This window comes from Planococcus sp. 107-1, assembly GCF_021513255.1.
Classification (GTDB): Bacteria; Bacillota; Bacilli; order Bacillales_A; family Planococcaceae; genus Planococcus.
In genome coordinates, this window is sequence record NZ_CP090977.1 from 1,608,374 (window position 1) to 1,623,605 (window position 15,232).

Here is a 15,232-nt window from a genome sequence, read left to right on the forward strand (position 1 = left end):
ATTCAAATGGCTTCAAAACACGAAGAAGTAGGTTTGACAACAGAAGATTTATTGAAGATCTATGAAACGATGATGACGGCCCGCCGTGTCGATGAGCGTATGTGGCTCTTGAACCGTGCCGGCAAAATCCCATTCGTCATTTCATGCCAAGGCCAAGAGGCGGCTCAAGTCGGAGCGGCTTATGCACTGGATAACACAAAAGATTATATCGCGCCTTATTACCGCGATTTAGGGGTTGTTTTGCATTTCGGCATGACGCCTAAAGACATTATGCTTTCTGCTTTTGCGAAAGCGGAAGATCCGAACTCCGGCGGACGCCAAATGCCAGGGCATTTTGGACAGAAGAAAAACCGCATTTTGACTGGATCTTCACCTGTAACGACGCAATTGCCGCATGCAGTAGGCGTAGCGCTTGCCGGGAAAATGAAGAAACAGGATTTCATTACATTTAATACGCTTGGTGAAGGCTCTTCCAACCAAGGTGATTTCCATGAAGGCCTAAACTTTGCCGGCGTCCATAAATTGCCGGTCATCACAATGGTTGAAAACAATAAATACGCCATTTCTGTTCCATTTGATCGCCAAGTGGCGAGCAAAAACGTTTCGGACCGTGCGGCAAGCTATGGCATGCCAGGCGTTACGATTGATGGAAATGACCCAATTGAAGTTTACAAACATGTTAAAGAAGCAGCTGACCGCGCCCGCCGCGGCGAAGGCCCAAGCTTGATTGAAACTGTTTCTGAACGGATGACGGCCCATTCGTCGGATGATGATCACCGTCAATACCGCTCAGCTGACGAATTGGCTGCGCAAAAAGAGAAAGATCCGATTCTGACTTTCGGTGCTTATTTGAAAGAAAATGGCATCATGAATGACGAATTAGAGAAAGAAATCAACGACCGCATCATGGTGATTGTCAATGAAGCGACAGATTATGCTGAAAACGCGCCATACGCAGAACCGGAACATGCGCTTAAATATGTCTATGCGGAAAAAGGAGGAAACGAATAATGGCAGTAATGAATTATATTGACGCCATCACGCTTGCCATGAAAGAAGAAATGGAACGTGACGAAAACGTTTTTGTCCTGGGTGAAGATGTGGGTAAAAAAGGCGGCGTATTTAAAGCGACGCAAGGACTTTACGATCAATTCGGAGAAGACCGCGTTGTCGACACGCCGCTGGCTGAATCGGCAATTGCCGGTGTCGGGATCGGAGCAGCTATGTATGGCATGCGTCCAATCGCAGAATTCCAATTTGCTGATTTCATCATGCCTGCAGTCAACCAGATCATTTCGGAAGCTTCGCGCATCCGTTACCGTTCGAACAACGACTGGTCATGCCCGATCGTTTTCCGTGCACCATTTGGCGGCGGCGTTCACGGTGCTCTTTACCATTCTCAATCTGTAGAAGCGGTATTTGCGAACCAGCCAGGATTGAAAATTGTCATTCCTTCAACTCCTTACGATGCAAAAGGATTATTGAAAGCGGCTATCCGCGATGAAGATCCGGTCATGTTCTTTGAACATAAACGCGCTTACCGTTTGATCAAAGGTGAAGTTCCAGAAGACGACTATACTGTTGAAATTGGAAAAGCCGATGTAAAACGAGAAGGCGACGACATTACAGTCATCACTTACGGATTGGCTGTCCATTTCGCGCTGCAAGCTGCTGAACGTTTGGCAGAAGACGGCATTTCTGCACACGTTCTTGATCTTCGGACAATTTATCCATTGGATAAAGAAGGCATCATTGAAGCTGTGAAGAAAACAGGGAAAGTATTGCTTGTCACAGAAGACAATAAAGAAGGAAGCATTATCGGAGAAGTGGCGGCAATCATCGCTGAAAACTGCCTATTCGACCTTGATGCGCCAATCAAACGCCTGGCGGTCCTGATGTTCCGGCAATGGCTTATGCTCCAACTATGGAAAAATATTTCATGATCAACCCGGATAAAGTGGAAAAAGCGATGCGGGAACTAGCGGAATTTTAAAAAAGGAAAGCGCAAGCGCCCGTGTAGATTCGACGGGCATAAGACAGGCTGGCGAAGCGGCATTTTTTCAGCCGCACAGCTGGACTGGCTTATGACACTAGAATCTGGGCGCTGGAGTCTGGACAAAGGAAAGCGCAAGCGCCCGTGTAGATTCGACGGGCATAAGACAGGCTGGCGAAGCGGCATTTTTTCAGCCGCACAGCTGGACTGGCTTATGACACTAGAATCTGGGCGCTGGAGTCTGGACAAAGAAAAGTAAAAGATGCACTCAATAAAGGAGGAATCCCTTTTGGCTATAGAAAACATTAAAATGCCGCAGCTTGGCGAAAGTGTGACTGAAGGAACCATTGAAAAATGGTTGGTTCAGCCAGGAGACCACGTCAATAAATACGATCCTTTGGCTGAGGTCAATACGGATAAGGTAACGGCTGAAGTACCTTCTTCATTCACTGGAATCATTAAAGAATTGATCGCTAATGAAGGCGACACGCTGGATGTCGGAGCGATTGTCTGTACAATCGAAACTGAAGGCGGAGGTTCTGAACCTGCTGAAGAAGCAAAACCGGCTGAAACCGGAAAAGAAAATGTTATGCCTGCTGCAGATACGGAAGTGACAAAAGGCTTGCAAGGAACGAAAGGTTCATCCCAGCCGGTACGTCCGGAAGGCTCAAAAGCCCGCTTACTCGCCTGCAGTTCTGCGTTTGGCCCAAGATAATGATATCGACTTGGCACAAGTGCAGGGAACTGGAAACGAAGGGCGCATTACGCGCAAAGATTTGCTGGCATTAATCGAAGGCGGCAATATTCCAAAAGCCGGAGATGTACAAGCAGCTCCTGCGAAAGAAGAAAGCCGGCCAGCTGCAAGTGACTCTGCGCCAGCTCAAACGTCATCTGCGCCAGCACAAAAATCTGCACCGATCGAAAGTGCGCCTGGCGACATTGAAATTCCTGTCACGGGTGTTCGCCGCGCGATTGCAGCCAATATGCTGAAGAGCAAACACGAAGCGCCGCATGCGTGGATGATGATCGAAGTCGATGTGACGGAATTGGTTTCTTACCGTGATTCCCTGAAAACGGAATTCAAAAGCAAAGAAGGCTTCAACCTCACATATTTCGCATTTTTCGTCAAAGCGGTTTCTCAGGCATTGAAAGAATTTCCAATGATGAACTCAATGTGGGCGGAGATAAAATCATCCAGAAGAAAGACATCAATATTTCAATTGCTGTCGCTTCTGACAATGCGTTATTTGTCCCGGTCATCAAAAACTCGGATGAAAAATCAATTAAAGGCATCGGCAAGGAAATCAATGAATTGGCTGTTAAAGCCCGTTCCGGCAAATTGAAATCAGCTGATATGCAAGGCGGAACATTTACTGTGAACAGCACAGGATCGTTTGGTTCAGTGCAATCCATGGGCATCATCAACCATCCGCAAGCGGCGATTCTGCAAGTCGAGTCAATCGTTAAACGTCCAGTCATCATGGACAATGGTATGATTGCGGCGCGCGATATGGTCAATTTATGTTTGTCTCTTGACCACCGTGTATTGGATGGACTCATTTGCGGCCAATTCATGGGACGCGTGAAAGAAATTCTTGAAAATATGAACAAAGGCAATACTTCTGTTTATTAATTTCGTTGAGCAGGAGGATTTGCATCCTTTGAAAATAGAGAGAAAAGCTCGGAGTCTTTGGACTTCGGGCTTTTTTTCTTTAATGTCGGTGCTTACTCGGGTAAAATGAAGATAGATCGCCTTTGAGGAGGGAACCTAGTGACAATCGAGTCCATGAAACAGACCAAATTTTCGGAGCGTACATATGAAGAATGGCAAGCTGCCGCTGAAAAAGCGTTGAAAGGCAAACCGTTCAATGAAACTTTAAAAACCAAAACTCTTGAAGGGATAACCCTTGAACCTCTTTACACGAAAGAAATGCTGGGGCAATCCGGTGAAATGATTGAACAGCAGATCCAAGCTGTCCGCAGTGGAAAGCAATTGCCTGGGTGGTTTATCGCACAGGAAACAGCAGCGGCGACTGCAACGGATTATTTAACGGCTGTCAAAGAGGACTTGGCGCGCGGCAATGAAATGATTGTCTACACAAGCTATCAGCGCTTGGAATGGAATGACAGCGAGCTGAAGGAATTGGCATCGCTGATTGAGCGTTTCCCATTATACTTCCGCCTAACGTCAGATGACACGCAAATTCTGCGGGTTTTCGATTTTATGGAAGAGGAAAAGCTGACGAATGTACAAGGTGTGATTTATTCGGAAGAATTTGTGAAAGCGCCTGCAAAAGTACGCACCCAGCTAATTGATACGATACCGGTACATCATGCAGGAGGCACCATCATCCACGAACTTGGCGTGGCACTCAGCATTTTAGCGGAGACGGTCACTAAGGAGGATTTCCAGAAACAGGCTGAAAACACGTGGGTGCGTTTTGCAGTCGATACGGCATTTTTCCAGGAAATTGCGAAATTGCGCGCTTTTCGCGTACTTTGGACGGCATTCTGTTCAGCTTATGGGGAAGAAGCTCCTCCAATTCCGATTTTTACCGAAACATCGGTCCGTTCTTATTCAAAATTGGACCCATACGTAAACTTGCTTCGCGCAGGCAATGCCACTTTTTCGGCAGTCCTTGGCGGAACGAATGCGCATACTGTCCATCCACATGACTTCTTGACCGTTTCGGACGCACAAAGCCGCCGGATTGCACGCAATGTCCAGTTGGTTATTAAAGAAGAGACGCATGTCAACCATGTCATGGATGCGAGCGCAGGATCTTACTTCATTGAAACATTGACGAATGAATATGTTGATGCAGCGTGGCGCTATTTCTTGGAGATTGAAGGTGCGGGCGGCTATTCAGAAGCGATGAATTCCGGCTGGCTGACCGATGATATTCAAGCGAAATGGATGGAGCGCAAGGAAAAAGCGGCAGTCCGGGAGATGTCGCTGATCGGTACGAATGTTTATGCGAACCCACAAGAGCCGGTGAAAGATGGGCAAATTGATGAGACGCATCTCGAATATATGACAGCTAAGCGTTTGGCTGCACCGTTTGAGAAATTGCGGGCGCGCAGCAAAGAAGTGATGCTGAAGACAGCGATTGTCCATCTTGGCCCATTAAAAGCCGTGAAAGCACAGTCTGATTTTGTCCAAGGATTTTTAGCCGTTGGCGGAATCGAGCCGATGATCAGCCCTGAAATCCAGACGGCGCAAGAATTAAATCAGTTCCTTGCAGAAAATCATATCCAGTATGCAGTATTATGCGGCGGAAAGAAAAAATTGATGAAGTTGCCATTGGTATGACTACGGATGCAGTAATTGACGTGGCAGGCAAGTATCCGGAACAGCAGATGGCTGAGTGGAAAGTTTTCCATATCGAAGATGCCATCTACACCGGCAAACACATTACTTCGAAGCTCGAGCAAATTTTGAAGTTAGGAAAGGAGGCTGTTCAAGAATGAGAAAGCCGGATTTTACAAAAGTTGATTTGAATGGGATTAAAGCTTCTCACACAGAAGAATATCAGCAAGAGGCATTTGAAACGAATGAAGGCATTGCAGTGAAGCCTTTTTACACTTCCAAAGACGCGGCAAGTACAGAAGACAGCCTGCCTGGATTTGCGCCGAATGTCCGCGGCCGTATTCGACCATGTATGTTTCGCGTCCCTGGACAGTCCGCCAATATGCGGGATTCTCTACTGCAGAAGAAAGCAATGCCTTTTATCGGAGAAACTTGGCAATGGGGCAAAAAGGGTTATCGGTCGCATTTGACCTCGCAACACATCGAGGCTATGACTCTGACCACCGCGCGTAGTGGGGGATGTAGGAAAAGCGGGAGTTGCAATCGACAGTGTGGAAGACATGAAGATCTTATTCGACGGGATTCCGCTTGACCAAATGTCCGTGTCGATGACAATGAATGGAGCAGTTGTGCCGATTATGGCATTTTTCATCGTTGCCGCTGAAGAACAAGGGGTCACGCCTGATCAATTGGCAGGGACCATTCAAAATGATATTTTGAAAGAATACATGGTCCGCAATACGTATATTTATCCGCCGGCAATGTCGATGCAAATCATTGCGGACATTTTCAAATACACATCAACTAATATGCCGAAATTCAATTCCATATCGATCTCGGGCTATCATATCCAGGAAGCAGGAGCTACCGCGGATATCGAACTTGCTTATACATTAGCCGATGGATTGGAATATGTCCGTACCGGCCTCGCAGCTGGAATCGGCATTGATTCATTTGCGCCGCGTTTGTCATTTTTCTGGGGCATCGGCATGAATTATTTCATGGAAATCGCTAAAATGCGTGCTGCCCGCGAGATTTGGGCGAAAATGATGAAAAGCTTTGATCCGAAAAACGAAAAATCATTGGCTCTGCGGACGCATTCCCAAACTTCAGGTTGGAGTTTAACGGAACAGGATCCATTTAATAACGTAACCCGGACATTGATTGAAGCAAACGCAGCGGCTATGGGCCACACCCAGTCGCTGCACACGAACGCGCTTGACGAAGCAATTGCACTTCCAACTGATTTTTCTGCGCGGATCGCCCGCAATACGCAATTATTCTTGCAGGAAGAAACCATGATGACAAAAGTGATCGACCCTTGGGGCGGTTCTTATTACGTGGAATCTTTGACAAAAGAATTGACGGAAAAAGCATGGCAGTTGATCGAAGAAGTGGAAGAACTCGGCGGAATGGCTAAAGCGATTGAAACCGGCCTGCCAAAAATGAGAATCGAAGAAGCCGCAGCTAAAAAGCAGGCGCAAATCGATTCCAATGAAGAAGTGATCATCGGAGTCAACCGTTACCGCCTGGACGAGGAAGACCCGATCGATATTTTGAATATCGACAATACAATGGTCCGCAAAAAGCAGATTGAGCAGATCGAACGGATGAAAGCGGATCGCGATGATGCAAAAGTGCAGGAAGCCTTGGCTAAACTGACGGAAGCTGCAAAAACCGGCGATGCGAACATCCTGGAATGCGCAGTCGAAGCAGCGCGGTACCGGGCAACACTTGGTGAAATTTCAGATGCGATCGAAATCGCATCCGGCAGACATAAAGCGGTGATCCGTTCTGTGAGCGGCGTCTACAGCTCAAATTTCTCCAATCAGCAGGAAATGGAGACAGTCAAAGAAATGACGGAGGACTTTATTGAAAATGAAGGACGGCGCCCCCGTATTTTGGTTGCGAAAATGGGCCAAGACGGCCATGACCGCGGAGCGAAAGTCATCGCAACGGCATTTGCCGATCTCGGATTCGATGTGGACATCGGACCCCTATTCCAAACGCCGGCAGAAACAGCCCAGCAAGCAGCAGAAAATGACGTCCATGTCATCGGGGTCAGTTCGCTAGCGGCAGGCCATATGACCTTAGTGCCAGATCTTGCAGCGGAACTGAAAAAAATCGGCCGTGAAGATATCCTGATAGTGGTCGGCGGTGTAATTCCAGCACAAGATTATGAGTTCCTCCGCAATAATGGGGCGAGTGCAATTTTCGGGCCGGGAACGGTCATTCCAGTTGCTGCCCAAAAAGTCATTGAGGAAATTTATGTACGCCTTGGATACGAGGAAGTGGCAGACTGATGGACCGCCAAAAAGGATCGCGTCGTGTCATGGAAGGCGTTAAAGCAGCACATGACGGCATGAAATCTTCTCCGCGGAAAAAATTCAAGAAGCCGGAATCCAAACCGTTTGATGCAGCCGCAATGGCTGAAGGCGTTCGAAGCGGCTCCCGTCTGCATCTCGGAAAAGCCATCACTTTATTGGAAAGTGCGAATCCTCAGGATAAAAATAACGGGCAAGAGCTGTTGAACCGGCTTCTGCCCTATACCGGCAAAAGCATTCGCCTTGGCATCACTGGTGTACCGGGTGCCGGCAAAAGCACGTTTATCGAAACTTTCGGCGAAATGCTGACGAAAGATGGCCATCGTGTAGCGGTTCTTGCCATCGATCCAAGTTCTTCGATAACCGGGGGCAGTATTTTAGGAGATAAAACACGGATGGAGCAATTGGCCAAAAATCCAAATGCCTTCATCCGGCCTTCTCCAACAGCCGGTACGCTCGGCGGCGTCCATAAAAAAACAAGGGAAACGATGCTTCTATGCGAAGCGGCAGGCTACGATATCATATTGGTTGAAACGGTCGGCGTCGGGCAAAGCGAAACCTTGGTGCGGGGCATGGTCGATATGTTCCTGCTGCTTGTCTTAACCGGGGCAGGCGATGAATTGCAAGGCATGAAAAAAGGCATCCTCGAACTTGCTGATGCCATTATTGTCCATAAAGCAGACCAGCATAATCTAGCGTTGGCCCAAAAAACGGTGCGTGAATACAAGCAAATCCTTCATTTCATGCAGCGTGCAACAGAGGGCTGGAAAACGCAAGCGCTTCCGGCATCCTCATTTGAAAAAACCGGAATTCAGGAAGCGTGGGCCATGATCAAAGATTTTGAAGAGCAGATCAAGTCGAGCGGCTATTGGCAGAAACGGCGCCAAAGCCAAACGAAGGACTGGTTCCGTTCGATGATTACGGATGAATTGCTAAGCCGCTTTTACGAAGACCCTAGCCGCAGCCAACAAGTGAAAGGGCTGGAACGAGAAGTACTTCAAGAAAAATTGACGGTTTCCCAGGCCATAGCGGATTTGTTCGAGTAAGCTTTTTTGCAACTCTTTTCAAGTCCTGCTATGATAAATGGAGTAATAAATAAGGAGTGTTCGATATGGCAATGGATTTTAATTTTCTTATGAATGATATAGTGACTCAAGCTCGCCAAGAAATGACCGATGCTGGGTATACACAATTGCAGACGCCGGAAGAAGTGACGGATGTTTTAGCTCAGCCAGGCACTAGCCTTGTGATGATCAACTCTGTTTGCGGATGTGCCGGCGGAATTGCCCGTCCAGCAGCGACGCATGCTGTGCATTACGACAAACGCCCTGACCGCCTTGTAACTGTATTTGCTGGCCAGGACAAAGAAGCAACAGCTCAAGCACGTGCGATTTTCGGCGACGACCACTTGCCTTCATCTCCATCTTTCGTCTTCATGAAAGACGGTAAAATGGTCGATGAAATCGGCAGACATGAAATCGAAGGGCATGACCCAATGTCTGTTATCACGCATATTCAAGAAATCTTTGAAGAGCATTGCGAAGAAATCTAAAGAAAATGCCCCTCAAGAAGGGGCATTTTTTTTAATGAGTAGATTGTGTAGGTTGCAAGGTTCGTTATTTATCCGTCGAACTTAAACGGCCGCTTACGCTTTTCTGCGTTGTCCAGACTTCGGCAGCCAGATTCTCGGGTCATAAGCCAATCCGGCTGTGCGGCTGAGAACACGCCGCTTCGCCAGCTCGTCTTATGCCCGTCGAATCTAGACGGCTGCCTACGCTTTTCTTTTAAGGGGATGCTTATGAAACTTAAGAAATACAGGATTGGCTACCGCACGATGAAAACAGCTGCGGGGGTGGCGATTGCCATTTCGTTAGCCCAGTTGCTTCAGCTTGATTATTATGTCTCTGCTGGAATCTTGACGATTCTTTGCATTCAGCCGACAAAAAAGAAATCGATACGCGCTGCTTTTTCCCGCTTGGTCGCGAGTTTGATCGCAATTGCGTATGCTTTTATATTTTTTGAAGGGATTGCGTACCACCCTTTGACCATCGGCGTCATGATTTTGCTTTTTATCCCGACTTTGGTGACGTTCCGATTTGCGGATGGGTTTGTTTCGAGTTCGGTCATCCTTTTGCATATTTATGATTCCCAGAACTTGACGCTGGATTTATTTTTCAATGAATTGTCGCTGATGGCTGTAGGGTTCGGAACCGCTCTTGCAGTCAATATGTATATGCCGAGCATCGAGAAGAAATTAGACGATTACCGCTACCAGATTGAGGTATTGTATTCCTCAATTTTCTCGGAAATCGCAAATTATCTCCGGCAAGGGGAGTCGGACTGGTCGGGGAAAGAATTGATGGAAAGCTCGGAGCTATTGAAAAATGCAAAAGCTTTAGCGTATCAGGATGTTGAAAACCATGTTACCCGCCTTGAAAATAAGTACTACCACTACTTTGACATGAGGGAGCAGCAACTGGAAATCATTGAACGCATCCTGCCGAAAATTACGGCTTTGCCGGTAATAGTTGGGCATTCCCATCTTATTGCTGATTTCTTGGAAGATCTTGCAAGCCATGTCCATTCGGGAAATACCGCCTACCGGTATATTGGGAAGCTGGAAGCCGTCAAAGACGAGTTTGCGGACATGCCGCTGCCGGACAGCCATGAAAAATTCCTGGCCATGGCCGCTTTATATCAAGTAATTGAAGAGATGGAAGCTTATTTGGAAATCAAATCTTCCTATAAAGGGTTCAAAAGCGCGAAACCTGCTGCAGCCTTATAAAATCACAAGACCGGTGAAAGAAAAGCTTTCACCGGTCTTGTGTTTTATTTTTTGTTTTTAAGATCGCCAATGGCGTCTTGTGCTTTGCCTTTTAATTTGTCTGCTTTTCCGTCACGCTGCATTTTAGGGTCATCAGTTGCATTGCCGATCTGGTCTTTCATCTCACCTTTTGCTTTGCTGACCGTTCCCTTAAGTTTGTCTCCCAAACCATTGTTTTCTGCCATGTTATGTTCCTCCTCGTTGTTGTCTTACTCTTTGTATAGCCTGAAAACGGAAATTTGAAACAAACTCGCGTATAATAAAAGCATGAAACCGAGGAGGGAAAGCATGGAAAAACGCGATGCCAGACAAATTCTTGAACAAAAAATGAAAGAGACGCGGCCGAAGTGGACAAGAAACCAATCCGCTCGCCCTAAAAAATATAGATCAACTACGCAAACACCTGAAGATTATGTGGTACTGGATTTTGAAACGACCGGGCTTCGTTCCGGCAGCGATAAAATCATCCAGATCGGAGCTGTTAAATACATTCAGCACGAACGCAAAGAAACGATGTATTTAATGGTGAATCCGGAATGTCCGATTTCCGGAACCATTACCCGGATCACCGGCATTACGAATAAGGATGTTGAAGATGCACCCGTGATTGAAGAAGTGGCCCATGAACTGATTGCGTTCATTGGCGGACTGCCGATTGTCGCACATAATGCCCCGTTTGATATGGGCTTTCTTTATGCATTAGAAGAGATTACGCCGATTCCGGAATACACGGTCATTGATACGGTGAAACTTGCCAGAAGAGCCATTACGGAAACGCCGAACCATAAGCTGACGACGCTGACCGCTTTTTTGAAATTGGAGCATGATGCCCATGATGCTTTAGGGGATTGCCTCGCGACAGCGTCCATTTATCAATTTTGTGTGGAGCGGCTGCGCTGACAAAAGAAAAGACGGAAAATCGGCATGTGCGATTTTCCGTCTTTTTCTATTTTGCAGTTATTAAATGATGAAGCTGATGCCCATTAGCAAACTTGAAAGCAGCATTAAACCGACCATTGTGTAGACGATTACTTTTCGGAAAGCACTATTTCTCATCCATCGAAACTCCTTTATAGATAGTTGAACTTTGTTTCTATAATAGCATAGTTCGAGCACATTTTATAGGCGGAGCTCTGGCATTATCCAAATATTCAAGAAGAACTAGAGTTTTCCTATGTGAATCTGTACAATAAAAGAGAACATAAAAAAAGGAAGTGAATTTAATGAAGAAAGTCGACCATATCGGAATTGCGGTACGAAACATTAACGAAGTGCTTCCTTATTATACGGAAACGCTCGGCTGTCCTTTATTGAAAATTGAAGAAGTGGAATCGCAGAAGGTGCGTGTGGCTTTTATCGATGCCGGCAATATTAAACTGGAATTGCTCGAGCCGATGGATAGCGCTGGAGCGGTTTATAAATTTATCGAAAAAAGAGGCGAAGGCATCCATCACATCGCTTTCGGAGTGGATGACATCGAATCCCGTATGAAAGAACTTCGTGAAAATGGGGTACAATTGTTAAGTGAACATGCAAATCCAGGGGCAGGCGGCGCTTTAGTGGCATTCTTGCATCCGAAATCTTCAAATGGCGTATTATACGAACTTTGTGAAAAGCAATGATTGAGGAGTGGGGAAATGGACATTTACGAAAGAATCAATGAATTATACGACCGCAAACGGGAGATTGAACTTGGAGGCGGAGAAGAACGGATAGACAAACAGCACGAAAAAGGGAAATTAACGGCTCGGGAGCGCATCGAATTGCTTGTCGATGAAGATTCCTTTGTGGAACTTAGCCCGTTTGTGGAACACCGCACGACCGATTTCGGCATGGCAAAAGGGCCAGGCGAAGGGGTCGTTACTGGATACGGGAAAGTGAACGGCCGTCCAATCTATTTGTTTTCGCAAGACTTTACGGTGTTCGGAGGGGCACTCGGTGAAATGCATGCCAAAAAAATCGCCAATGTCATGGACTTGGCTGCTAAAAATGGAGCGCCGTTCATCGGGTTGAACGATTCAGGCGGAGCCGCATCCAGGAAGGCGTGTTGTCGCTGGATGGTTATGGCCATATTTTCTACCGGAATTCGATCTATTCAGGCGTTATCCCTCAAATCTCGGTCATCATGGGGCCTTCTGCAGGGGGTGCTGTTTATTCGCCAGCTATCACGGACTTTGTGTTCATGGTCGATAAAACGAGCCAGATGTTCATTACAGGACCGAAAGTAATTGAAACAGTGACAGGGGAAAAGATTTCTTCTGAAGACCTTGGTGGATCTCGAGTACATACAGCTATAAGCGGAAATGCGCATTTCCGTTCGGATTCCGAACAGGAAGTGCTGAAGATGGTGCGCCGCTTGATCAGCTACTTGCCGCAAAACAATCAGGAAATGCCGCCGCGCCTGGAAGTGGATGAAAAAGACGATTACCGTCCGGATCTTGCAGATATCGTTCCATTTGAAGCAATCCGTCCCTATGACGTCCGCAAAGTGGTGGAACAAGTAGTGGATACGGATAGCTTTATGGAAGTGCAGCCGGAATTTGCCCGCAATATCGTCATTGGACTTGCACGCATCAAAGGCGAAACGGTCGGGCTAATCTGCAACCAGCCGAAAGTGATGGCTGGCGGCCTGGATATCGATTCATCCGATAAAGCAGCGCGCTTTATCCGTTTCTGTGATTCATTTAATATTCCGTTGATCACATTTGAAGATGTGACGGGTTTCTTCCCGGGCATCAAACAAGAGCACGGGGGCATTATCCGCCACGGCGCGAAAATCCTTTACGCTTATTCAGAAGCGACGGTTCCGAAAATGACGGTCATTCTTCGAAAAGCATACGGCGGTGCATATGTAGCGCTTAACTCGAAGTCAATCGGAGCTGACCTTGTTTATTCATGGCCAAATGCTGAAATTGCAGTGATGGGGCCGCAAGGAGCAGCGAATATCATCTTCGCCCGCGAAATTGCGGCAAGCGATAATCCGGAAGAAACACGGGCTGCTAAAATCGAGGAATACCGCGAAAAATTCGCGAATCCTTACGTGGCAGCTGCTCGCGGAATGGTTGATGACGTCATCGATCCGCGTGAAACGCATCAAACTGATCCAAGCACTTGAAATGATGCGCAATAAAAAAGATACGCGACCAGCGAAAAAACACGGAAATATGCCTTTGTAATAAGAAAAGCGTAAACGGCCGTTCAGGTTCGACAGGCATAAGACAGGCTGGCGAAGCGGCGTTTTTTGCCGCACAGCCAGAATGGCTTATGTCCGAGACCCTGGCCGTTGGAGTCTAGACAATAAGAAAAGCGTAAACGGCCGTTCAGGTTCGACAGGCATAAGGCGAGCTGGCGAAGCGGCGCTTTTTGCCGCACAGCCAGAATGGCTTATGTCCGAGACACTGGCCGTTGGAGTCTGGACAATAAGAAAAGCGCAAACGGCTATCGTATTTCCGAAAGTCATTCACGCTGCAAGAAATAAAGAAACGAGAAATAGTTGTCCGAATAAGACAAGTTCCTTTCCATTCCTTTTCAAACTGGAATGTCTTTACTTTCATAGATTTTATAAAAGAGGGGTGCCAGATGAACAAGGATAGATTATTAAACGAGTTTCTGGAATTGGTCCAGATTGATTCGGAAACAAAAAATGAAGCGGAAATTGCTTCGGTTTTAAAACGAAAATTAGAGGATATCGGCTTCCATGTGGCGGAAGACGATTCATCAGTCCGAAACGGACATGGTGCGAATAATTTGATTGCGACGCTGCGTGGTGCCTTTACGGAAGTGCCTGCCATTTATTTCACCGTGCATATGGACACGGTAGTGCCAGGAAAAGGCATCAAGCCGGAAGTGCGCGACGGTTATGTGGTTTCGGATGGTACGACTATACTTGGTGCTGATGATAAAGCAGGGATTGCCGCTTTGTTTGAAATGGTCCGGACAATCCAAGAACAGCAAGTGGAACACGGCGATATCCAGTTTGTCATAACAGCTGGCGAAGAAAGCGGACTCGCTGGAGCGAAAGAATTGGATCCGTCCCTATTGATTGCAGAATATGGCTATGCTGTTGACAGCGATGGGAAAGTCGGCGGAATTGTCACTTCAGCTCCGAACCAAGCGAAATTATGGACGACCATCCATGGGAAAACGGCGCATGCAGGCGTTGCACCAGAAAAAGGGATTTCAGCAATTACAATTGCAGCAAAAGCGATTGCGAAGATGAACCTGGGCCGCATCGATGAGGAAACGACAGCCAATATCGGTCGCTTCGAAGGCGGACAAGCGACGAATATCGTCTGCGACGAAGTGCATATCCTTTCTGAAGCACGGTCAATCAGCGAAGATAAATTAGCTGCCCAGACGGCGCATATGGAATCCGTTTTTGAAACGGTCGCGAAACAGATGGGCGGAAAGGCCGTAACCGAAGTTAAATTGATGTATCCGGGCTTCCATTTTGAAGAGACGGAGCGCGTTGTTCAGATTGCGAAGAGAGCAGCGGAAAAAATCGGCCGACCATCGCCTGTTTTGACGAGCGGTGGAGGAAGCGACGCGAATATCTTCAATGGCTTTGGCATCCCGACCGCAAATCTTTGTGTGGGCTATGAAGAAATCCATACGACAAAAGAGCGCATACCAGTGGAAGAATTAGAGAAATTAGCCCAATTGCTGATTGAAATCGTTAAAGAATCGACTAAAGCCAACTAATAATCGAATAAGTTGTACAATGAGAGAACAAGCTGTTTGTTCTCTCTTTTTTTGTTAAAATGAAAGAAAAAGCGAAAGTG

General features: G+C 46.9%; 11 protein-coding genes and 4 pseudogenes. 13 read left to right on the forward strand and 2 right to left on the reverse strand.

Features of this window, described 5'->3' with window-relative positions:
- Positions 1 to 6: 6 nt before the first annotated feature.
- The 9 genes and pseudogenes from L0M13_RS08490 to L0M13_RS08530 all read left to right on the forward strand — a co-directional run bounded on the left by L0M13_RS08490 (position 7) and on the right by L0M13_RS08530 (position 10,412).
- Positions 7 to 1,011, forward strand: coding sequence for a thiamine pyrophosphate-dependent dehydrogenase E1 component subunit alpha (locus L0M13_RS08490; RefSeq protein WP_235199110.1), 1,005 nt, complete (start codon positions 7 to 9; stop codon positions 1,009 to 1,011).
- Positions 1,011 to 1,993 (forward strand): annotated as a pseudogene (locus L0M13_RS08495) (alpha-ketoacid dehydrogenase subunit beta). Before L0M13_RS08490 ends, L0M13_RS08495 begins: the two are co-directional and overlap by 1 nt.
- A gap of 289 nt (positions 1,994 to 2,282) precedes the next feature.
- A pseudogene (locus L0M13_RS08500) lies at positions 2,283 to 3,626 on the forward strand (dihydrolipoamide acetyltransferase family protein).
- Between the two features lie 138 nt (positions 3,627 to 3,764).
- Positions 3,765 to 5,306: a methylmalonyl-CoA mutase family protein gene (locus L0M13_RS08505; protein WP_235199111.1), complete on the forward strand. Its 1,542-nt coding sequence runs from the start codon at positions 3,765 to 3,767 to the stop codon at positions 5,304 to 5,306.
- Positions 5,303 to 5,464, forward strand: a complete 162-nt coding sequence (locus L0M13_RS08510; RefSeq protein ID WP_235199112.1) for a hypothetical protein — start codon at positions 5,303 to 5,305, stop codon at positions 5,462 to 5,464. The genes L0M13_RS08505 and L0M13_RS08510 overlap by 4 nt, the downstream gene beginning before the upstream one ends.
- A pseudogene (gene scpA / locus L0M13_RS08515) lies at positions 5,461 to 7,606 on the forward strand (methylmalonyl-CoA mutase). Before L0M13_RS08510 ends, scpA begins: the two are co-directional and overlap by 4 nt.
- A complete protein-coding gene (meaB, locus tag L0M13_RS08520; RefSeq protein ID WP_235199113.1) occupies positions 7,606 to 8,673 on the forward strand; it encodes a methylmalonyl Co-A mutase-associated GTPase MeaB in 1,068 nt (355 codons plus the stop codon). Before scpA ends, meaB begins: the two are co-directional and overlap by 1 nt.
- 65 nt (positions 8,674 to 8,738) lie before the next feature.
- Positions 8,739 to 9,179 carry a BrxA/BrxB family bacilliredoxin gene (locus L0M13_RS08525; protein ID WP_235199114.1) on the forward strand — a complete coding sequence of 147 codons (441 nt, stop codon included), beginning with the start codon at positions 8,739 to 8,741 and terminating at the stop codon, positions 9,177 to 9,179.
- 240 nt (positions 9,180 to 9,419) lie between these two features.
- Positions 9,420 to 10,412 (forward strand): aromatic acid exporter family protein, encoded by a 993-nt coding sequence (locus L0M13_RS08530; protein WP_235199115.1) that lies wholly within the window; start codon positions 9,420 to 9,422, stop codon positions 10,410 to 10,412.
- Between the two features lie 44 nt (positions 10,413 to 10,456).
- Here the strand turns inward: L0M13_RS08530 and L0M13_RS08535 are convergent, their stop codons facing one another.
- On the reverse strand, positions 10,457 to 10,636 hold the full coding sequence (locus L0M13_RS08535; protein WP_235199116.1) for a CsbD family protein: 180 nt from the start codon (positions 10,634 to 10,636) through the stop codon (positions 10,457 to 10,459).
- A gap of 103 nt (positions 10,637 to 10,739) precedes the next feature.
- Between L0M13_RS08535 and L0M13_RS08540 the strand changes: the two genes are divergently transcribed.
- Positions 10,740 to 11,351: a 3'-5' exonuclease gene (locus L0M13_RS08540; protein ID WP_235199117.1), complete on the forward strand. Its 612-nt coding sequence runs from the start codon at positions 10,740 to 10,742 to the stop codon at positions 11,349 to 11,351.
- Between the two features lie 60 nt (positions 11,352 to 11,411).
- On the opposite strand, the gene prli42 is transcribed toward L0M13_RS08540, so the two are convergent.
- A complete protein-coding gene (gene prli42 / locus L0M13_RS08545; protein WP_199876604.1) occupies positions 11,412 to 11,507 on the reverse strand; it encodes a stressosome-associated protein Prli42 in 96 nt (31 codons plus the stop codon).
- Positions 11,508 to 11,674: 167 nt separating this feature from the next.
- Between prli42 and mce the strand changes: the two genes are divergently transcribed.
- From mce to L0M13_RS08560, 3 genes and pseudogenes are all read left to right on the forward strand, one after another.
- A complete protein-coding gene (gene mce / locus L0M13_RS08550; RefSeq protein WP_235199118.1) occupies positions 11,675 to 12,073 on the forward strand; it encodes a methylmalonyl-CoA epimerase in 399 nt (132 codons plus the stop codon).
- A 15-nt stretch (positions 12,074 to 12,088) separates the two neighbouring features.
- Positions 12,089 to 13,627 (forward strand): annotated as a pseudogene (locus L0M13_RS08555) (acyl-CoA carboxylase subunit beta).
- Between the two features lie 403 nt (positions 13,628 to 14,030).
- On the forward strand, positions 14,031 to 15,152 hold the full coding sequence (locus L0M13_RS08560; protein ID WP_235199119.1) for a M20/M25/M40 family metallo-hydrolase: 1,122 nt from the start codon (positions 14,031 to 14,033) through the stop codon (positions 15,150 to 15,152).
- Positions 15,153 to 15,232 lie beyond the last annotated feature (80 nt).